16 protein-coding genes are annotated in these 20,021 nt (G+C 66.0%); 10 read left to right on the top strand and 6 right to left on the bottom strand.

Annotated features, from left to right (window positions below):
- Positions 1–169: 169 nt before the first annotated feature.
- Together GGD61_RS05295 and GGD61_RS05290 are read left to right on the top strand one after the other, a co-directional pair.
- Positions 170–1,660: an amidohydrolase family protein gene (locus GGD61_RS05295; RefSeq protein WP_092260667.1), complete on the top strand. Its 1,491-nt coding sequence runs from the start codon at positions 170–172 to the stop codon at positions 1,658–1,660.
- Between the two features lie 3 nt (positions 1,661–1,663).
- Complete coding sequence (locus tag GGD61_RS05290) at positions 1,664–2,593, top strand: GTP-binding protein (protein WP_183230405.1); 930 nt, start codon at positions 1,664–1,666, stop codon at positions 2,591–2,593.
- 76 nt (positions 2,594–2,669) lie between these two features.
- Here GGD61_RS05290 and GGD61_RS05285 read toward each other — a convergent pair whose 3' ends face one another.
- Positions 2,670–3,047, bottom strand: a complete 378-nt coding sequence (locus GGD61_RS05285) for a tautomerase family protein (RefSeq protein WP_092260671.1) — start codon at positions 3,045–3,047, stop codon at positions 2,670–2,672.
- Between the two features lie 160 nt (positions 3,048–3,207).
- Here GGD61_RS05285 and GGD61_RS05280 point away from each other — a divergent pair, with 160 nt between their 5' ends.
- Entirely contained in the window at positions 3,208–3,807 is a 600-nt protein-coding gene (locus GGD61_RS05280; protein WP_092260673.1) for a TetR/AcrR family transcriptional regulator, read from the top strand.
- Positions 3,808–3,867: 60 nt separating this feature from the next.
- On the opposite strand, the gene GGD61_RS05275 is transcribed toward GGD61_RS05280, so the two are convergent.
- Both GGD61_RS05275 and GGD61_RS05270 read right to left on the bottom strand, forming a co-directional pair.
- Positions 3,868–4,335, bottom strand: coding sequence for a hypothetical protein (locus GGD61_RS05275; RefSeq protein ID WP_092260675.1), 468 nt, complete (start codon positions 4,333–4,335; stop codon positions 3,868–3,870).
- A gap of 11 nt (positions 4,336–4,346) precedes the next feature.
- The gene (locus GGD61_RS05270) at positions 4,347–4,847 is read right to left on the bottom strand and encodes a hypothetical protein (RefSeq protein WP_092260677.1); all 501 of its coding nucleotides are present in this window, start codon (positions 4,845–4,847) and stop codon (positions 4,347–4,349) included.
- A gap of 285 nt (positions 4,848–5,132) precedes the next feature.
- On the opposite strand from GGD61_RS05270, the gene GGD61_RS05265 reads away from it, so the two are divergent.
- The 4 genes from GGD61_RS05265 to GGD61_RS05250 all read left to right on the top strand — a co-directional run bounded on the left by GGD61_RS05265 (position 5,133) and on the right by GGD61_RS05250 (position 14,109).
- On the top strand, positions 5,133–6,815 hold the full coding sequence (locus tag GGD61_RS05265) for a methyl-accepting chemotaxis protein (protein ID WP_183230404.1): 1,683 nt from the start codon (positions 5,133–5,135) through the stop codon (positions 6,813–6,815).
- Between the two features lie 161 nt (positions 6,816–6,976).
- Positions 6,977–8,698, top strand: coding sequence for an AMP-binding protein (locus GGD61_RS05260; protein ID WP_092260681.1), 1,722 nt, complete (start codon positions 6,977–6,979; stop codon positions 8,696–8,698).
- Positions 8,699–8,710: 12 nt separating this feature from the next.
- Positions 8,711–12,016, top strand: coding sequence for a carboxyl transferase domain-containing protein (locus GGD61_RS05255; protein ID WP_183230403.1), 3,306 nt, complete (start codon positions 8,711–8,713; stop codon positions 12,014–12,016).
- 224 nt (positions 12,017–12,240) lie between these two features.
- On the top strand, positions 12,241–14,109 hold the full coding sequence (locus GGD61_RS05250; RefSeq protein WP_183230402.1) for a sigma-54-dependent Fis family transcriptional regulator: 1,869 nt from the start codon (positions 12,241–12,243) through the stop codon (positions 14,107–14,109).
- 161 nt (positions 14,110–14,270) lie between these two features.
- Here GGD61_RS05250 and GGD61_RS05245 read toward each other — a convergent pair whose 3' ends face one another.
- Together GGD61_RS05245 and GGD61_RS05240 are read right to left on the bottom strand one after the other, a co-directional pair.
- Positions 14,271–14,840 (bottom strand): flavin reductase family protein, encoded by a 570-nt coding sequence (locus GGD61_RS05245; RefSeq protein ID WP_177237312.1) that lies wholly within the window; start codon positions 14,838–14,840, stop codon positions 14,271–14,273.
- A 58-nt stretch (positions 14,841–14,898) separates the two neighbouring features.
- Complete coding sequence (locus GGD61_RS05240; RefSeq protein WP_092260687.1) at positions 14,899–15,996, bottom strand: LLM class flavin-dependent oxidoreductase; 1,098 nt, start codon at positions 15,994–15,996, stop codon at positions 14,899–14,901.
- 237 nt (positions 15,997–16,233) lie between these two features.
- Here GGD61_RS05240 and GGD61_RS05235 point away from each other — a divergent pair, with 237 nt between their 5' ends.
- From GGD61_RS05235 to poxB, 3 genes are all read left to right on the top strand, one after another.
- Positions 16,234–17,160, top strand: a complete 927-nt coding sequence (locus tag GGD61_RS05235; protein WP_092260689.1) for a 2-dehydro-3-deoxygalactonokinase — start codon at positions 16,234–16,236, stop codon at positions 17,158–17,160.
- Between the two features lies 1 nt (position 17,161).
- Positions 17,162–17,794 (top strand): 2-dehydro-3-deoxy-6-phosphogalactonate aldolase, encoded by a 633-nt coding sequence (locus tag GGD61_RS05230; protein WP_092260691.1) that lies wholly within the window; start codon positions 17,162–17,164, stop codon positions 17,792–17,794.
- 110 nt (positions 17,795–17,904) lie between these two features.
- The gene (poxB, locus tag GGD61_RS05225) at positions 17,905–19,641 is read left to right on the top strand and encodes a ubiquinone-dependent pyruvate dehydrogenase (protein WP_092260693.1); all 1,737 of its coding nucleotides are present in this window, start codon (positions 17,905–17,907) and stop codon (positions 19,639–19,641) included.
- Here the strand turns inward: poxB and GGD61_RS05220 are convergent.
- The gene (locus GGD61_RS05220) at positions 19,638–20,003 is read right to left on the bottom strand and encodes a hypothetical protein (protein WP_177237313.1); all 366 of its coding nucleotides are present in this window, start codon (positions 20,001–20,003) and stop codon (positions 19,638–19,640) included. The genes poxB and GGD61_RS05220 overlap by 4 nt on opposite strands.
- Positions 20,004–20,021 lie beyond the last annotated feature (18 nt).

Raw genomic sequence — 20,021 nt, 5'->3', positions numbered from 1 at the left:
AGGAGAGCAGCATCACTCGGGCAAAACATGCCGCGAGGACGCGGGCGCGCGTCCGCGGGTTGCCTGCGAAATGACCTTCCGTGCGAGCATGCTGCGTCGGCTTCAGTGGAGGTGGTCGTCGCTTCCGGAATCTGCCTTGATGCGATTTCGAGGTGGAGGGAGTGACGATATGAGCGGCTTGGTGATCTCTGGCGGCCGGGTGGTGGATCCCGCGAGTGGGATGGACGCCGTCGGCGACGTGGCGGTGGTGGATGGCAGGATAGCCGCGGTCGGCACGGGCCTTGGCGGCGCCGAGCGCGTGATCGACGCGACCGGGCTCGTGGTCGCCCCCGGCTTCATCGACCTGCACGCGCATGGCCAATCGATCCCGGCGGACCGCATGCAGGCGTTCGATGGGGTGACGACGACGCTCGATCTCGAGGCCGGCGTGCTGCCGGTCGGGTCCTGGTATGAGCGCCAGGCGAGAAAAGGCCGCGTGCTGAACTACGGCGCCGCCACCAACTGGGCGTTTGCGCGCATCGGCGCAATGACCGGCTCCAATGCGGAGAGCTCGCTGGAGGCGTTCGGCAACGCCATGCGCGACCGCCGCTGGATGGACAACGTGGCGAGTGATGCGGAGGTCGCCGGCATTCTCGAGCGTCTCGGGCGCGGTCTCGATGAAGGCGGCATCGGCGTCGGCATCCTCAATGCCTATGCGCCGGGCGCCGGCGTGCAGGAGCTGACCGCGGTCTGCCAGCTCGCCGCCGCCAAGGATGTGCCGACCTTCACCCACGTCGCCTTCATGTCGCGCATCGACCCCGAGAGCGCGGTGGAAGCCTATATCCGCCTGATCGGCTATGCCGGCGCCACCGGCGCGCACATGCACATCTGCCATTTCAACTCGTCGAGCAAGACCGACGTCGAGCGTTGCCGTGTGCTGATCGCGAAGGCGCAGGCGCAGGGCCTGCCAATCACGGTCGAAGCCTACCCTTACGGCACCGGCTCGACCGTGCTGGCCGCCGCCTTCTTCAGCGACCCCGAATTCGTCGAACGCAACGGCACCGGCTACGATTCGGTGCAGCGCGTGACCGACGGCTATCGCTTCCACGACCGCGAGGAGCTCCTGAAGGCGCAGGCCGAGGAGCCGTCCTCGCTGGTGCTCTGGCACATCCTCGACATCGAGAACAATTCGCATCACCGCGATCTGCTCGACATGTCGGTGCTGTATCCCGGCGGCGCGATCGCGTCCGATGCGATGCCGTGGACGACGTCGGACGGCAAGACCTACACCGGCGATGCCTGGCCGCTGCCTGACGATGCCACCTCGCATCCGCGCTCAGCCGGCTGCTTCACCCGCTTCATCCGCGAATGGGTGCGCGAGCGCAAGACCGTGTCGCTGCTGGAAGGCGTGCGCAAATGCGCGCTGATCCCGGCGGAAATCCTGTCGCAGAGCACGCCGGCGATGCGCGCCAAGGGCCGGCTGACGAAGGGCGCGGACGCCGACATCGTCGTGTTCGACTACGAAAAACTCTCGGACCGCGCGACCTTCACGGCGATGAACCGTCCGTCCGAAGGCGTGCGGCATCTCGTGGTCAGCGGCCAGGTGCTGATCAGCGATGGCGTGCTGGACCTCGCGGCGCGTCCGGGTCAGCCGGTGCGCCGGCCCGTGGTCGGGGGCTGACCCGTGCCGGTCCCCATTCTCCTGGTGACGGGCTTTCTGGGGGCGGGCAAGACCACGGTCGTGAACCATCTCCTGGCGCATGCGGAGGGACGGCGGATCGCCGCGATCGTCAACGATTTCGGCGCCATCAACATCGATGCGGAGCTGATCGCGGGCGCCAGCGACGGCGTGGTCAGCCTCGCCAATGGCTGCATCTGCTGCTCGCTCGAAGGCGATCTGCTGCGCACGCTCTCGACGCTGCTGCGGCGCGATCCGAAGCCCGAACACATCGTCATCGAGACCAGCGGCGTCGCCGATCCCACCGACATCGTCCGCAATCTGATGGACCCCGTGATCCTGCGCGAGGCGCCGCTGGAGACGGTGCTGTGCGTGATCGACGCCGCGACACCGCCGGCCGCACTGGACGACGCTCTCCAGCGCTCGCAATTGCGCGTCGCCGATATCGTGGCCTTGACCAAGCTGGATCTGGCGGACGAGGACGCGGGGGCGCGGATGCGTCAGGCCATCCGCGCCTTGCGCCTTCCCGCCGTGGTGGTCGATGCGCGACATGGCGAGATTCCGTCCGCACTCCTGTTCCCCGCGAACGTCGAGCGTGCGCCCGCGCCGCGTGACCCGGGTCCGAAACGACCGGCAGAAGAGCGCTTCGAGACGCTGAGCTGGACCTCGGACCGCCCGATCTCGCTGCCGCGCCTGCAGCAGGCCATCGGCCGTCTCGCGCCGAAGCTGGCGCGTGCGAAAGGCCTGTTCGAGACGGTCGAGCAGCCCGGCCGCCAGATGGTGTTTCAATTCGCCGCCGGCCGCGCCACGCTCGCCCCGGGCGATGCGCCCGCGCCGGGCATACCGCGGACGCGGATCGTGTTCATCGCCGAGCTCGGGGTGCTGTCGAAAGCCGAGCTCGACGGCATCATGGAAGCGTGCGTTGCAGGCGAGTAGGGCAATCCGCGCCGATCGCAGGGCGTATCAGGCGCCTCAATCCTCGATCGGCAGGGCACCGGCAGGTCCGCCCAGCTCACGCGAATTGCGCCAGCCCATGACCGACGGACCAGTTCTCCTTGGGGGCATCGAGCACGTTCACGAACACGTCCTCGGGCCGGATACCCGGGCTTTCGCCGAGAAGGTCCGCGATCCGGCGATACAGCGCCTTCTTCTGCTCAGGGGTTCGCGAGGCGAACACGGTGATCTGGATCAGCACCGCGTCGTCGCTGCGCTCGACGCCGTAGGCATTGCCGCAGCGGAAATTCGCCGGCTCATGCTCGGTGATGGCCATGAACGCGTCGTCCACGGGCACGTTCAGCGCCTCGCGCATGGCGCGGTAGAGGCCGTCGAGAATCGCCTGCCGGTAGGCTTGCGGCTTGCCGGCGCGCATCGAGATGTGGAGCAGAGGCATCGCGCGTCCCTTTGCATGCGGGCCCGACCAGCAGGGCGAATGCGTACGCCGCTGTTCGGCCCAGTGTTGAAATGGGCTATCAATTCCAATTGGTTTTTGACACGATGTCGAGAAAGCATGTTCTTGACGTCGTGTCAAATACTTCAAAAAGGAGCCCAGCTTGAGGCCGCGCGAATTCGACCATGACGATGTCTTGCGCATTGCGTTCGACCAGTTCTGGCGCAAGGGCGTGCGCGGCACCTCGCTGTCGGACATCGCGCGCGATGCCGGCGTCCAGCGCGGCAGCCTTTACAACGCCTTCGGCAGCAAGGAAGCGCTGTTCCTGCAGGCCTATGAACGCTATGCCGGGGATTATCTCCTCGCGCTGCAGAAGGCGCTCGGGACGGGCAGCCTGCGAAAGCGCCTCACCGCTTTCTTCGATCTGACCATCACCAATTTCCGCTCGGGCACGCCCCCGCGCGGATGTCCGACCACGCGCGGCCTGATGGAGCTCGGCGCCGCGGAAGGCGAGGGATTGGACGAAGAAGCGCGCCAGGTCTTTGCGGGCCTTATCTCGCGCATCACAGCACTGGTTCAGGACACGTTGTCGGCAGGCGCCGAGCGCGGCGAGTTCAACGGCAACGCCGGGGCCGCGGCGCTGCACATCATCACCGTGACGCGCGGCCTCGCCGTGCTCGAACGTGCCTTCGGCGACGAGCCGCAATTGCGCAAGATCGCCGCGCACACCATCGATCTCGTGCTCGGCAGGAAGGGCGGCTAGCGCATGATCCGGAAAAGTGTGAAGCGGTTTTCCGGAAAGATCATGCGCAAACAACAGCCCTCAGCACAAGGCGAGCGCGTTGACCGCTCGCGTTGCCGCAGCTTCCTTGCCCGAGCCGACGAAGGCGCAGACGATGGATTCGAGCTCGCCCGGCTGCTTGCTTCGCGCGACCGCCAGCAATCGCATCAATTCCGTCTCGTCCTTCGACAGCCGACGGCAGGACGGCGGCATGAAGCACAGTTCGCATGGCCGGCCGCTGCGCAGGATCCTGACCAGCGCTGCCACGCGCGCGACCAGCAGCGGACTGTCGGCAACGCCAGTCGCCTCGTCGGCAAAGCGATAGGCGGCTTCCCAGCAATCGGAGGCGCCGGTGGTGTAGGCCGCCCCGATGAAGCGGAACAGCGACAGCGCGACGCGGCAGAAATCATCGTAGCTGTCGACGCAGGGGCGCGCTCCAAGCGCGGCCTGGAGCGGACAGAGCCGCGATGGGCCGGCTTCCGGCACCGAGGCGCAAATAGCTGGGGTCATGACCGATCTCGTCAGTGCAATGTCGGGCTTCCGACCAGCCAGCTCTTCATCGCCATGGTGCGGTCATGGTCGAATGATCGCACCTGCCGGTCGGGCAGGATGAGGCCTGCCATGCGGAAGATCGTGGCGAGCCCCCGCACGGGAGCCAGCGCCCAATCGGCGCCGACCGGCGGCAGCCAGCTCTCGAACCGTTCGCGCACGATGTCGATGCGATCCTGTTGGGCCGCGGCGATGGCCTGCAGAATCCCGCGCTCGCTGTCCGACATGCGCGGACAGGTCGGGCAGTGCACTTCGATCGCGGTATGGGCCGTGCAGGCGAAGATCTCGATGATGGATTCCAGCGAGAGCACGGCATCGCCCACGCGGAAATGGTCGTACACCTCCTGGATATCGGCTGCAGTCGGAACGGCGCCTCCGCTGCGTGCCTTGGCCCGGAATCCCCAGATGAAGAGCCGTTCGGCCGCACTGAGCGCGGGAAGGTCGAGAGACCCTGATGATGTCGATTGATGCATGAAACCTCTGGCCCTTGGCTGCGCTCACGCCACAGCTGGCGCTGATTGTCTGCATCGATCGTTCTGCCGGAGCACTCTCCAAGTCAACGCTCGCAGGGGCGATATCGAGGTCTTCTAGTTTTGAAGAGGTTTATATTCGCAAGCGGGGGCGGCGCCGCGAGGGTGCGAAAACCGTGCGCGGCCGCAGGGCTTCGGCGGCCGCTTGGGGAACCCGAATGCTTAAAGCTTTGCTAAGGGGATCGGGATAATCTGGCATGTCTGTCCCGCCAAATTTCGTGAGCTCCGATGATTTTCTCCCGCATCAGTTTCAAGCTGGTCCTGATTGTCGGCATCAGCCTCCTCGGCATGATCGCGCTGGCACCGATCGCCCTGTCGACCCTGCGCACGCAGATGGTCGCCGATCGCCAGGCCAAGACGCAGCAGGTGGTTGATGTCGGCTACGGCATTCTCGCCCACTACCAAAAGCTCGAGAGCGAGGGGAAACTCCCGCGCGAGCAGGCCCAGGCCGCCGCGATCGCCGAGATCAAGAGCCTGCGCTACGACAAGGTCGAGTATTTCTGGATCAACGACATGGCCCCCAAGATGGTCATGCATCCGATCAAGCCCGAGCTCGACGGCAAGGATCTGTCCGGGATGAAGGATCCCGCCGGCAACGCGCTGTTCATGGGCTTCGTCGACGTCGTCAAGAAGCAGGGCGCGGGCTTCTACGGCTACCTCTGGCCGAAGCCCGGCTTCGACCAGCCGGTCGGGAAAATCTCCTATGTGAAGGGCTTTGCGCCCTGGGGCTGGATCATCGGCACCGGCATCTATCTCGACGATGTCGACGCCGTCTTCCGCCAGGCCGCGACGACGTTCGGCTATGTCTGTCTGGCCGTGCTGGTCCTGGTTCTCGGCGCGTCCTTCGTGATCGGCCGCAGCGTGACCCGGCCGCTGGCAAAAATCACCGCGCTGACCGAGCGGCTTGCCGCCGGCGACAGCGCGTTCGAGGTGCCCTATACCGACCGCAACAACGAGGTCGGCGCGCTCGCCAAGGCGCTGGCCGTGTTCAAGGACAATGCGTCGGCCGTCGGCCGCATGCATGCCGAGCAGCAGGAGCTGAAGCAGAGGGCCGACGACGAGAAGCGCAAGGCCATGACTGACCTCGCCGGCAAGTTCGAGGCGAGCGTCCAGGCCGTCGTCCGCGATGTCTTCAACGAGGCGCGCGCGATGCAGCAGGCCGCGCAGGGCATGTCGGAAACCGCGGACAAGGCGACCGACCGCGCGAGCTTCGTCGCCTCCGCCTGCCAGCAGGCCTCGAGCAACGTGCAGACGGTGGCCTCCGCCGCCGGCCAGCTGTCGTCCTCGATCTCGGAGATCAGCCAGCGCGTCGCACAGGCCGCGACGGTGGCCGACAAGGCCGCCGCCGACGGCCAGCGCACCAACGACACCGTGCAGGGGCTGGCAGCGGCCGCGCACAAGATCGGCGAGGTCATCGACCTCATCAACCAGATCGCCTCGCAGACCAATCTGCTCGCGCTCAACGCCACCATCGAGGCGGCGCGCGCCGGTGAAGCCGGCAAGGGCTTTGCGGTGGTTGCGAGCGAAGTGAAGTCGCTGGCGAGCCAGACCGCGAAGGCGACCGACGAGATCGGCGCGCAGATCACCGCGATCCAGGCCGAGACCAACCAGGTCGTCGGCAACATCGAGAGCATCCGCGCCACCATCATGGAGGTCAACGAGATCTCTTCGTCGATCGCCGCCGCCGTCGAGGAGCAGGGCGCCGCGACGCAGGCGATCGCCCACAGTGTGCAGGAGGCTGCCTCCGGAACCGATCAGGTCTCGCAGAACATCTCCGGCGTCACCGACGCGACCGCGGCGACCGGCCAGGCCGCAGGCCTCGTGCTGCAATCGAGCGGCCGGCTGACGCAGAAGCTGCAATCGCTCGAAAACGAGGTCAGCGCTTTCGTCGCGGGCGTGCGCGCAGCGTAACGAAACGCGCTGCGAGAGACTTTCTTTTTCCGCGTCGCGGCATCGGCCGCGACGCCGATGCTGTTTTTCTTGACATGACCTCTGCCGTGCTCGACGTGTAGCGATGTCGATTGACGGCACGTGCGTGCCTTCGAAAAGAAAAGCAACACGGGAAAGACGTCATGAGCGCGGGCCTCAACGAGAAGGATTATCTCGCCACCTTGCGTGGCCTGTGGGATAGGGCCTGGCCGAAAGGCATGCCGCGTTCGCCGAATTATCTGCACGGCGAAGTTCCCTTGACGGAATATCTGCGCGCCTGGGCGAAGCGCAGCCCGGAGCGGCCCGCAATCAACTTCTACGGCCACGTCACCACCTACGCGGAGCTCGACCGGCTGAGCGACCGTTTTGCGGCGCTGCTGCAAGCCAAGGGCGTCAGCAAGGGTGACCGCGTCGCCGTGTTCCTGCCGAACTGCCCGCAATTCCACATCGTGTTCTTCGGCATTTTGAAGCTCGGCGCGATCCATGTCCCCGTCAGCCCGCTGTCGCGCGCGTTCGAGCTGTCCTACGAGCTGAACGACACCCAGGCCGATGTGATCGTGGCGCTCGACCAGCTCGTCCCCGTCGTCGAGCAGGTGAAAGGCGAGGTGCGCCTGCGCGAAATCATCGTCACCAGCTTCGCCGATGTCATTCCGGTAACGCCCGCGTTCCCCACGCCGGACTCGATCCGCGCGCCGCGCGTTGCGGTCCCGGGCGCGACCGATCTGCTGCCGACGCTGGCGGCAATGCCCACGCCTATGCCGCTGCCGCCGCCTGGGCTCGATGACGTTGCCGCGCTCAACTACACCGGCGGCACCACCGGCATGCCCAAGGGCTGCGTCCATACCCATCGCGACATGGTGTACACGGCCGCGGCCAATTACGGCATCTCGGTGCTGTCCGACGAGAGCAGCGTGTTCCTGTCGTTCTTTCCGGAATTCTGGATCGCCGGCGAGAACTTTGGCCTGATCTTCCCGCTGTTCTCCGGCGCGACGCTGGTGCTGCTGGCGCGCTGGGATGCCGTCGGCGCGATGGCGGCGATCGACAAATACAAGGTCACCATCACCGCGATGCCGGTCGACGGCGCGGTCGAGCTGATGGACCATCCGCGCTGGAGCGAGTTCGACCTGTCGTCGCTGCAGCAGGTCCGCGTCGTCTCCTTCGTCAAGAAGCTCAACGCCGATTATCGCAAGCGCTGGAAGGGTCTGACCGGCACGATCCTGATGGAGGCGGCATGGGGCATGACGGAAACCCACACCTCCAACACCTTCACGGCGGGCTTCCAGGATGACGATTTCGACCTCAACAATCAGCCGATCTTCGTCGGCCTGCCGGTCCCCGGCGCCGAGTTCAAGATCACCGATTTCGAGACCGGCGCATTGCTGCCGCTCGGCGCGGAAGGCGAGATCCGCGTGCGGACGCCGTCGCTGCTGAAGAGCTACTGGAACAAGCCGGAGGCGACCTCCGAGTCGCTCGTCGACGGTTGGCTGCGCACCGGCGATATCGGCAACATCGACAAGGACGGTTTTTTGCACTTCCTCGGCCGCCGCAAGGAGATGCTGAAGGTCAAGGGCATGAGCGTGTTTCCGCCGGAGATCGAGGCGCTGCTCGGCCAGCATCCGAAAGTGCTGGGATCGGGCGTGGTCGGGCGCGACGATCCTGACAAGGGGCAGGTGCCGGTGGCCTATATCCAGCTCAAGCCGGAGGCGGTCGGCACCATCTCTGCGGAAGATCTGCGCGCCTGGTGCGCCGAGCGCATGGCCGTCTACAAGGTCCCGGAAGTGCGTATTATCGATGCCCTGCCGCTGACGGCGACGGGCAAGGTGAAGAAGCAGGATCTCGATCCGAATCTTCCTGCTGCTGTCTGAGTGAGAGAGACGATGTCGTTCAAGAAACTCCTGATCGCCAATCGCGGCGAGATCGCCATCCGCATCGCGCGCGCGGCGGCCGATGCCGGCATCGCGACCGTTGCGATCCATCCCACTGATGATGCGCTGTCGCTGCACGTGCGTGTGGCCGACGAGGCGGTCGAAATCCCCGGCCGCGGCGCCCGGGCCTATCTCGACATCGATGCGGTGGTGACGGCGGCGAAAAGCGTCGGGTGCGATGCCGTGCATGCCGGCTACGGCTTCCTCAGCGAGAATGCCGCATTCGCCAAGGCGTGCGCGGACGTGGGCCTCACCTTCGTCGGGCCGAAGCCGGCGGCGCTCGAATTGTTCGGCGACAAGGTCGCGGCGCGGCAACTGGCAAAACGTTGCGGCGTGCCGATCATTGCCGGCACCAGCGGGCCGTCCTCGCTGGAGGAGATCACGGCGTTCTTCAGTTCCCTCGGCAGCAATGCTGCGATCGTGATCAAGGCAATGGCCGGCGGTGGCGGTCGCGGCATGCGCGTGGTCGAGAACGCATCCGATCTTGCGGAAGCCTATGCGCGCTGCCAGTCCGAGGCCAAGGCGGCCTTTGGCTTCGACGGCGTCTATGCCGAGCGGCTGATCCGGCAGGCGCGGCATATCGAGGTGCAGATCATCGGCGATCGTCACGGCGCGATCTCTCATCTCTGGGAGCGTGAATGCACCATCCAGCGCCGGCACCAGAAGCTGATCGAGGTGGCGCCGAGCCCGTCGCTGAGCGATCCCTTGCGCGGCCGCATCATCGAGGCGGCCAAGCAACTTGCGACGGCGGCGGCTTACGACAATCTCGGCACGTTCGAGTTCCTGGTCGACGGCACGGCCGAGGACAGTTTTGCCTTCATCGAGGCCAATCCGCGGCTGCAGGTCGAGCACACCGTCACCGAAGAAGTGCTTGGGCTCGACCTCGTCCGCGCCCAGCTTGCGGTCGCGGAGGGTAGCACGCTCGCCTCGCTTGGCCTTGCGCAGGCATCGATCCCGAAGCCACGAGGCCATGCCATGCAGGTTCGCGTCAACATGGAAACGCTGGACGAGACGGGCGCGACGCATCCGACCGGCGGCGTGCTCGCCGTTTTCGAGCCCCCATCAGGCCCCGGAGTTCGTGTCGATAGTTTTGGTTACGCCGGCTACAAGACCAGTGCGGCCTTCGACTCGTTACTCGCAAAAGTCATCGTGCATACGCCGGGCGAAGCCTGGCATGATGTCGTTGCAAAAGCCTCGCGTGCCCTGCGCGAGTTCCGGATCGACGGCGTGGTCACCAATATCGCCTTCCTCCAGGCGGTGCTGGCGCATCCTGATTTCAGGACCAACCGCATCGCGACCGATTTCATCGATCGCAATATCGCAAAGCTCGTCGATGCGGCCGATGGCGCGGCCAAGCCGCTTTACTTTGCGCCAACCGAAGGAAGTGGCGTTCACGGTGCCGAGACGCACGTCGCGCAAGTGGTGCCTGAAGGCACGGTGATGGTCGCCGCACCGTTGCAGGGAACCATCGTCACCATTCAGGTGAAGGAAGGCGAGATCGTGCGCCCCGGCCAGCAGCTCGCCGTGATCGAGTCCATGAAAATGGAACATCTGGTGATGGCCGAGCAGGGCGGCCGTGTCATGACGCTCGCCGCCGGCGACGGCGCCACGCTGATGCATGGCGAGCCGATCATGTATCTCGAGCCGCTCGACGTTGCGGCGGATAGGGCCACGGCCGAAGCCGACATCGATCTGGATCACATCCGGCCCGATCTCGCCGAGTTGATTGCCCGCCAGGCGAACACGCTGGATGCGAATCGCCCCGCCTCGGTCGAGCGCCGCCGCAACACCAACCAGCGCACCGCGCGCGAGAACGTCGCCCAGCTCGTCGACGAAGGCTCGTTCATGGAATATGGCAGCCTCGCCATCGCGGCGCAGCGCCGCCGCCGCAAGCTCGACGATCTCATCAAGAACACGCCGGCTGACGGACTCGTGATGGGCGTCGCCACGGTGAATGGCGAGAAGTTCGGGCCCGAGGGTGCGCGCTGCATCGTCGTGGCCTATGACTACACCGTGCTCGCGGGCACGCAGGGCCACATGAACCACAAGAAGATCGACCGCATGCTGACCCTTGCGGAAGACTGGCGCGTGCCGCTGGTGTTCTATGCCGAGGGCGGCGGCGGCCGGCCCGGCGACACCGACCGGCTCGGTATGACCGGGCTCGACGGTCCGTCCTTCGTGCAATTCGCAAGGCTCTCCGGCCTCGTGCCCGTGATTGGTGTCGTCTCCGGCTATTGCTTCGCCGGCAACGCCGCGATGCTTGGCTGCTGCGACGTGATCATCGCCACCAAGAACGCCTCGATCGGAATGGGCGGCCCTGCGATGATCGAAGGCGGCGGCCTCGGCGTCTATCATCCGGCCGAGGTCGGCCCGGTCTCGTTCCAGTCGCCGAACGGCGTCATCGATATCCTCGTCGAGGACGAGGAGGAGGCGACATCCGTCGCGCAAAAGTATCTGTCCTATTTCCAGGGCGCGGTGACGGAGTGGGAGGCCGCCGACCAGCGCCTGCTCCGACGCGCCATCCCCGAGAACCGGCTGCGCGTCTACGACATCCGCAGCGTGATCGATCTCGTCGCCGACAAGGATTCCGTGCTGGAGCTGCGCCGCGACTACGGCGTCGGCATGATCACCGCGCTGATCCGCATCGAAGGAAAGCCGTTCGGCCTGATCGCCAACAATCCGCGCCATCTCGGCGGCGCCATCGACGCCGATGCCGGCGATAAGGCCGCCCGCTTCCTCCAGCTCTGCGACGCGTTCGACCTTCCCGTCGTTTCGCTCTGCGACACGCCCGGCTTCATGGTCGGCCCGGAAGCCGAGAAGACCGCGATCGTGCGTCACGTCTCGCGCATGTTCGTCACGGGCGCGAGCCTCACTGTGCCGCTGTTCGGCATCGTGCTGCGCAAGGGCTACGGTCTCGGCGCGCAGTCGATGATCGGCGGCGGCTTCCACGCCTCGTTCTTCACCGCGGCCTGGCCGACCGGCGAATTCGGCGGCATGGGCCTGGAGGGCTACGTCCGCCTCGGCTTCCGCAAGGAGATGGAGGCGATCACTGACCCCGAGGAGCGCGAGACCTATTACCGCAACAAGGTCGCCGAGCTCTATGCCAACGGCAAGGCGGTCTCGATCGCATCGGTATTCGAGATCGACAACGTGATCGACCCCGCCGAGACGCGCCGCTGGATCATGGCCGGACTCCGTTCGGTGCCGAAGCCGCCGGCCAGGGCCGGGAAGAAGCGGCCATGCATCGATACGTGGTGAGGGCGGTGCAGCAATAGATGAGCCCGTCATTCCGGGCGCGCGCAGCGCGAACCCGGAATCTCAAGATCCTAGGGTGCGCAAGGGCACACCCTAGTTCGGTGCTTCGCATCGCCCCGGGATGACGAGAAGAGACAGCGTGCCTCCAAGCCGTTCCCGGTTCCCGATTGACATCCCCGCCTGTGGTGCCAGACTTTGCACAATAATACAGGGTGGAGACGTCCGCGATGGCCAGCCTGTCGGCCTCGAACCATGTCGCCCGTGTCTTGTCCGTCGCCAATCAATTGGCCGACGTCGATGCCTCTTCGCGCATTGCCGATTCCTGGCGGCGCTGCCTGATCAGCCACAAGCTCGACCCCGCCCGGCAGGGACCGCCGCAGACGCTGACTGAAGCCGAGGTCCGGCATGTCGCCGAACCGATGGAGCAGCTGATCCAGCTGGCGACGCCGGAGCTCGAAGACCTCGCGCGGGTCCTGCGCGAGGCCGGCTATTGCGTCAATCTCGCCGACCCCAGCGCCACGATGCTGTGGAGCCGGCTGCCCGGCCCGGCCGATACTGAAATCTTCATGCGCTGGAAGGTCTATACCGGCTCGAATTTTTCCGAGGCTTTCGAAGGCACCAACGGGCTCGGCACCGCACTCGCGGAGCAGAAGCCGATCCTGGTGCATCGTGACGAGCATTTTCGCGCGCAGTGGCACATGTTCTCCTGCGCCGTGGCGCCGCTGTTCGACCAGGCCGGTCGCCTCGCCGGTGCCGTGAACATCACCTCATGCCGAGAGGATCTCGAGCGCGCTGCGCATCAGCTCGCGCTCGCGGTGACGATGGAGGCGACGCGGCGCATGGAGGGTGCGATCTTCCGCGGTCATTTCCGCAACGCCTGGATCGCGACCGTGCCGGGCGACGGCGGCAGCGGTCTGCTCGCCTATGACGACGACCGCCGCATCGTCGGCGCCTGCCGTTCGGCGCGGGCACTGCTGGGTCTCACCGACGGCCTGATCGCATCCGGCATCGATCTGTCGCGCTACGTCAAGTTCGATCATCATGCCGGCCGCGGCGCGGACGAGACGGTCGAGTTGCGCCGCGCCGATGGCAGTGCGTTAGGGCGAGGGCATGTTGCGCCGCCGCTGCGGGCGAGATCATCGGCGCGCCCGCTTGCACCGCGCCGCGATGCAGCTGTCGATCGCTTCGACGCCCTGCATCGGCTCGCCGGCCGCGATCCCGGGCTGATCAGAAGCGTGAAGCGGCTCCGAAGCATAGGCGATCACAATCTGGCGGTGCTGCTCCATGGCGAGACCGGCGTCGGCAAGGACGTGTTCGCGCGCGCCATTCACGCGGCCAGCAACCGCGCGCGCAGCAATTATGTGGCGCTGAACTGCGCGGCGATGCCGGAGAGCCTGATCGACGCCGAGCTGTTCGGCTACGAGGCCGGCGCCTTCACCGGCGCGCGGCGCGACGGCTCGAAGGGCCTGATCGTGCAGGCCGACGGCGGCACGCTGTTCCTCGACGAAATCGGCGATATGCCGATCGCGCTGCAGACGCGCTTGTTACGCGTGCTGGAAAACCGCGAGGTCTGGCCGCTTGGCGCGCTCAAGCCCGTCGCCGTCGACATCCGCCTCATCAGCGCCACCCACCGCGATCTCGGCCGCATGGCCGAAGAAGGCGGCTTCCGCGCCGACCTCTATTTCCGCCTGCGCGGCCTCGAGGTGCGGCTGCCAGCCTTGCGCGAGCGTGCCGACCGGGACGACGTCATCCGCCAGATCGCGCGCGAGGAGGCGCCGAACTGCAGGCTTTCGGACCAGGCGTGGTCGCAACTCTCGGCCTATTCCTATCCCGGCAACATGCGCCAGCTTCGCCACGTGCTGCGGCTCGCCGGTTGCACGGCGGAGAACGGGGTCATCACCGAGGCGGATCTGGATCTGCCGCCGTTCGGAGGGAGGGCAGCGGAGCCTGATCTTGCAGCGGCCGAGCGCGCCACGATCGTCGAAGCCCTGCGTAAGCACGGCGGCCGCGTGACGGAAGCGGCCCGCGCGCTGAAGCTCAGCCGCGCCACGCTCTATCGCAAGATCAAGCAGTTGAAGATCGAGACGGCGCAGTAGGGATCAGCTGCACGTGGCGCGCGTTCTCCGCTGGCTCGGAATCGTAGGGTGGGCAAAGGCGCGCTTGCGCCGTGCCCACCATCTCTAACCGAATGTTGCAGTACGTGGGCACGCTTCGCTTTGCCCACCCTACGATACTGTATTCGCAGCGAGAGTGACGATTAAGAAAAATCCGTCCAGCTCAGATGCCGTGAATCGAGGTCGCCGACCGTCACCGTTTCGCGCATCTCATGCGGCGTGTGAAAACTGCTGCGCAGGTACACCAGCGGCGCTGCGGACGCCAGATGCGACACGCCGCGCACTTCGCCGACGAAGATCGAATGCGTCGTCGTCTCGAACTCCTGCGCCAGCACGCAGTCGAATGCGGCGACCGCATCCGTCAGCACCGGGGCGCCCGTGGCCCCACGCGTCCACTGTCCGAACGCAAAACGGTCGTCGCCGTTGACGCCCTTCTGGCCGCTGAAGGTCAGCGCGAGCAGGGCGTGGTCCTCGTGCAGGAAGTTGATCGCGAACGCGCCTTCCTCGCGGATGCGCGCATGTGCGCTGGCGTTGCGGTTGACGCAGACGATCAGCGAGGGCGGGCTATCCGACAGCGAGCAGGCCGAGGTCACCGTCAATCCCGTGCGCTTGCCGTGCTCGGCGCCGACCGTGACCAGCGCGACGGCGCCGGCACATTGGCGCATCGCCTGCTTGAAATCCTTCACGTCGAGAGGATTGGCGTCGACCGTCACGCGGAAATCTCCGAAAACAGAAGCGGGTGCGACACGATCGCGCCGCACCCGCTGAGCGTCAAGCCGCCTTCTTCGCGGAGCCGAGATGCGCAAGGCGCGGCATCACCTCGTTCTTCAGCAGCGAGAGCGAGTGGTGCCAGGCTTCCGCCTTGTGCTTGTAGTCGAAGCCGAACACCAGCAGCACGCCGAAGCCGCCGACCTCGTCGTAGATCTTCTCGATCTTCTCGGCGACGGTCGCGGGCGAGCCGACGATCCAGTTCCGCTTGGCGCAATATTCGACCGTGACGTCGCTGTCGGGGACATCAGGGGCGTGCTTGAGATAATCCTTGAAGCCGAAATGGCCGAGCAGCGGCAGGAAGTACTCGCTCATCATCCGGCCCATCATGTCGCCGGTCGAGAGCTTCCAGGCTTCCTCGTCGGTGTCGGCGACGAACACCTCGCGCACCAGGCGCCAGTCCTGCCGGTTCGGCTTGCGCCCGGTCTTGGCGGCGCCGATCTCGACCGAGTCCCAATGGCTGGAGACATAGGCCGGGTTGAGGTTGAGGCTCATCGGGATGAAGCCGCGCTCGCCGGCGAGCTTCAGCGTGTCCGAGTTCTTCGACAGCCCGGCAACGCCGATCGGCGGATGCGGCGCCTGCAACGGCTTGATGTGGGGCTTGAGGAAGTCGAACATCGTGTCCGGCTTGGTCACCGTCCAGAATTTGCCCTTGTGGGTGAAGGGTGCCGGCTCGGTCCACAGCTTCAGGATGATCTCCAGCGCCTCGCGGGTCATGTCGCGGTTCTGCCCGCTCATGCCGTCGACGTTGAACATCGCCCAGTCGCTCGGCAAGCCGCTCGCCGCGACGCCGAAATTGAGCCGGCCCTCGGAGAGATGGTCGAGCATCGCGACGCGGTTGGCGAGCTCGGCCGGGTGGTGATAGGGCAACAGGAAGCCGCCGGGTCCAATGCGCAGCTTCTTGGTCTGCATCAGGGCCTGCGCGATCAGGAGGTCCGGCGTGGGATTGGGTTCCCAGGGCGCGGTGTGGTGCTCGCCGACCCAGGCTTCCTGATAGCCGAGCTCGTCGAGCCAGCGCATGACCTGCAGGTCCCAGTCGTTCCCTTCCTTCAGGCCGCACTCCGGCGGATGCGAAGGCATCGTGAAATAGCCGATCTCCATGGGTTTCCTCATCTGATGTTGACGCGTCTTGTCGCGCGTTGACGGAGTTGAGCGCCGAAGCTTCAGCAAGCGCTGTGCCAGCGGTTCAGCAAGCGCTGTGCCAGCACGGCGGAGCCTCGAATTGCGGAGAAAGGGCTGGTTTGCCCGCGCAATAGCCGGTATCTCGGCACAGACTTGCAAGACGTCGTCTCACTGTCGCGAGACGGCGTCCCAGCCGTGAGACGAGGACAGTTTCGCATGACCGAACCCGCTTATGTCGCGGTGGACTGGGGCACCAGCAGCTTCCGGCTGTGGCTGGTCGATCGTGCCGGCCAGGTACTGACTGAGCGCCGCAGCGGCGAGGGCATGCTCGCCGCGGCGAAGACCGGCTTTCCCGCCGTGCTGCAATCGCATCTTGCCGCGGTCGAGGCGCCGGATCATCTGCCGGTTCTCGTCTGCGGCATGGCCGGCGCCAGGAACGGCTGGGTCGAAGCCGGCTATGTCGACACGCCGGCGCCGCTGGCCGCCATCCTGAAACAGGCCGTGCGCGTCCCCGGCGAAGCCCGCGACATCCGCATCCTGCCTGGCATCGCGCAGCGCGAGACAGAAGCGCCGGACGTGATGCGCGGCGAGGAAACGCAGCTGCTCGGCGCGCTCGGCCTCAAGGCCGCGGGCGAGGCGCTGGTCTGCATGCCCGGCACGCATTCGAAATGGGTGCGCGTGAAGGACGGCGTGGTCGAACGCTTCTCCACCTTCATGACAGGCGAGCTGTTCAGCGCCGTCTCGCGCGAGACCATCCTGTCGCTCGCGGTCGCCGGCGCCGACGAGGCCGAGGATGTCGCGAGCTTCAAGGCGGCGGTGAAAGCTGCTTATGAGGCGCCCGCCTTTGTCGCCAATCACTTGTTCGGCGCGCGCTCGCGCCAGCTGCTGTTCGGCGGCACGCCGGCCGCGGCGCGCGAGACGCTGTCGGGCACGTTGATCGGCGCCGAGCTGGCGGCGGGGCTCTCCGGCCCCGTTCCCCAAGCGGGCGTCGAGCTGATTGCATCGGGGCGGCTTGCGATGCTGTACCGGCTGGCGTTCGAGGCGCTGTCGGTCAACGCAATTCCGGTCGACGCGGATGAGGCCGTCCGCCGCGGCCTGTCGATGGCGGCTGCCGCGATCTGGACGAAGCAGAAGGATTTTTGAGATGAGCGTTCCCTTTCCGCCGATGAAGCGGCCGCTGGTTGCGATCCTGCGCGGCGTCAAGCCGGAGGAGGCCGAGGCGATCGTCGCCGTGCTGATCGAGGCCGGCATGACCGCGATCGAAATTCCCCTGAACTCGCCCGATCCGTTCCGCTCCATCGCAACGGCCGTGAAGCAGGCGCCTTCAGGCGTGCTGATCGGCGCCGGCACGGTGCTGACCACCGCGGATGTCGATCGTCTCGACGACGTCGGCGGCAGGCTGATGGTCTCGCCCAATGTCGACACTGAGGTGCTCGCGCGTGCGCATCAGCACGGCATGGTGACCTTGCCTGGCGTGTTCTCGCCGACCGAGGCGCTGCTCGCGGCGCGCTCGGGCGCATCGGGCCTGAAATTCTTTCCGGCCAGCGTGCTCGGCGCATCAGGCATCGCCGCGATCCGCGCCGTGCTGCCGCCAGGCGTCATGATCGCCGCGGTCGGCGGCGTCTCCGATCAGAATTTTGCGGAGTACATCGGGGGCGGCGTCACCGCCTTCGGGCTCGGCTCCAGCCTCTACAAGCCCGGCATGAGCGCGGCCGATGTCGCAGGCCGAGCGAAGGCAACGATCGCGGCTTACGATCGGGCAATTCAGAAAGATTGAACGGACAATAAACTAGCCGTGATCCTGACATGGCCTATTGTGCCACATAGTGTCGCGATGCTGACGTTTTGCGCATCGTATTATGTGACTGGCTGAATCAGGAGACCGACATGGCGATCAACAACGTGGCCGATCTGTTCGTGGCAACGCTCGAGCAGGCCGGCGTCAAGCGTATCTACGGCATCGTCGGCGACAGCTTGAACGCCCTGACTGAATCATTGCGCCGCCGCGGCACGATCGAATGGATCCATGTCCGCCACGAGGAGGTCGCCGCGTTCGCCGCCGCCGGCGAAGCCGAGATGACCGGAAGCCTTGCGGTGTGCGCGGGCTCCTGCGGTCCCGGCAATCTGCATCTGATCAACGGCCTGTTCGACGCGCATCGCAGCCGCGTTCCCGTGCTGGCGATCGCGGCGCAGATCCCGACCGCTGAGATCGGCGGCGGTTATTTCCAGGAGACCCATCCGCAAAATCTGTTCCGCGAATGCAGCCATTTTTGCGAGCTGGTGTCCGACCCGAGCCAGCTTCCTTACGTGCTGGAGAATGCCATCCGCGCGGCGGTGGGCCTGCGCGGTGTCGCCGTCGTCGCCATGCCCGGCGACGTCGCATTCCGTAGCCCGCCCAAGCGCGCGCTGTCGACGACGCGCGGACTCGCGCTGTCGGCGCCGAAGGTGGTGCCGCAGGCCGATGAGCTGCAGGCGCTCGCCGAACTCCTCAACGGCACCGAGCGCGTCACCCTGTTCTGCGGCCGCGGCTGCGCCGGCGCGCATGCACCCTTGATGCAGCTGGCGGAAGCGCTGAAGAGTCCGATCGTGCATGCGCTCGGCGGCAAGGAGCATGTCGAGTACGACAATCCCTATGACGTCGGCATGACCGGCTTCATCGGCTTCTCCTCGGGCTATGCCGCCATGCACGCCTGCGACGCCCTGGTGATGCTCGGCACCGATTTTCCCTACAAGCAATTCTTTCCGACCGATGCTAAGATCGCGCAGGTCGACATCCGTCCGGAAAATCTCGGACGACGCTGCAAGATCGATCTCGGCCTCGTCGGCGACGTCAAGCTGACCATCGAGGCGCTGCTGCCGCTGCTGAAAGCAAAGACGCAGCGCAAGCATCTCGACGATGCCGTCGCGCATTACAAGAAGGCGCGCGAGGGCCTGGATTCGCTGGCCAAGGGCACGCCGGGAAGCAAGCCGATCCACCCGCAATATCTCGCAAGAGTCATCAGCGATCATGCTTCCGACGATGCGGTCTTCACCGCCGATGTCGGCACGCCCACGGTGTGGGCCGCGCGCTATCTCGACATGAACGGCCGCCGCCGGCTGGTCGGCTCCTTCGTGCACGGCTCGATGGCCAACGCCATGCCGCAGGCGATCGGTGCGCAGGCCGCCCAGCCCGGCCGCCAGGTGATCTCGCTGTCGGGCGACGGCGGTTTCTCCATGCTGATGGGCGATCTCATCACGCTGACGCAAATGAAGCTGCCGGTGAAGGTCGTGATCTTCAACAACGGCGTGCTCGGCTTCGTCGCGCTGGAGATGAAGGCCGCGGGCTTCGTCGACACCAATGTCGACCTGAAGAATCCCGATTTCGCGGCGATGGCGCGCGCCATGGGAATCTTCGCCAAGCGCGTCGAGGACCCCGGCGAGCTTCAGGGCGCGGTGAAGGAGATGCTGGCCCATAACGGCCCGGCGCTGCTCGACGTCGTCACCGCCAAGCAGGAGCTGTCGATGCCTCCGACCATCATGCCCGAGCAGATCAAGGGCTTTAGCCTCTGGGTTCTGCGCGCGGTGATGAACGGCCGCGGCGACGAGGTGCTCGACCTCGCGAAGACGAATCTGCTGCCGCGTTAGCCCCGCTTCACCGACGGCGCGGGCAGCCGCTCGTGCCGATTCTGGAAGCGTTGCCAGTGCATCACTGAGCCGATCAGCAGGGCCGGCACGAAGCCGAGCAGGATCAGGAAGTGCGGCAGCTCCTTCGGCGAGACGAAGGCGATGGCGATGTCCGAGATCATCCAGAGCGCCGCGAACATCACCGCAAAGTCCGTTCGCGGGCAGCGCAGGTAGTAGAACACGGCGGTGATGACGATGGCGGGTCCGATCGCCACGCCGATCATGATCGCGGTCAGCTCCTTCGGCGTCAACGCGTCGAGCATCATCGAGGCCAGCAGCCAGAGTGCGGCGAACATGGCGACGATGTCGAGCGGATGCCGCAATCCAATACCTCTCGCGGG

This window comes from Bradyrhizobium sp. SBR1B (genome assembly GCF_014198205.1).
Taxonomy (GTDB): Bacteria; Pseudomonadota; Alphaproteobacteria; order Rhizobiales; family Xanthobacteraceae; genus Bradyrhizobium.
The sequence above is the reverse complement of the archived record's forward strand: the minus strand, read 5'-3'. Positions and strand labels throughout refer to the sequence as shown.